Annotated in this window: 1 protein-coding gene; it reads right to left on the bottom strand. The window is 62.0% G+C overall.

From position 1 onward, the window contains the following. Positions 1-558, bottom strand: a 558-nt coding sequence (locus DIE23_RS39160) for an ATP-grasp domain-containing protein (protein ID WP_311767849.1), incomplete at both ends; no start/stop codon positions are given.

Raw genomic sequence — 558 nt, forward strand, 5'->3', positions numbered from 1 at the left:
GATTTCCGGGTGGCGGAACAGCGCGTTCGAGTCGAAGTTGAACTTCGCGTCGAGTGCGATGACCTTGCCGTCGCCGGCGACGTTCAGCGGGTTGATTTCAGCCAGCGATGCGTCGGTTTCCCAGAATGCCTTGTACAGGCCTTGCAGGATCGCGCGCGCTTGCGGAATCGAAGCGGCCGGCACGCCGATCTTCGCGGCGAGGTCGTCGGCCTGCGCGTCGAGCAGGCCCGTCGACGGCTCGACGATGACCTTGTGGATCAGTTCCGGGTGCTTTTCGGCAACTTCCTCGATGTCCATGCCGCCTTCGCTCGAACCCATCAGAACGATCTTTTGCGTGATGCGATCGACGACGAGGCTGACATACAGTTCCTGCTTGATGTCGGCGCCTTCTTCGACCATCAGACGGTTGACCTTCTGGCCTTCCGGACCGGTCTGGTGCGTGACGAGCTGCATGCCGAGAATCTGGTTCGCGTATTCGCGCACCTGCTCGATCGACTTCGCCACCTTCACGCCGCCGCCCTTGCCACGGCCACCCGCGTGAATCTGAGCCTTCACGAC

The organism is Burkholderia sp. Bp9143, from assembly GCF_003853645.1.
Lineage (GTDB): Bacteria > Pseudomonadota > Gammaproteobacteria > Burkholderiales > Burkholderiaceae > Burkholderia.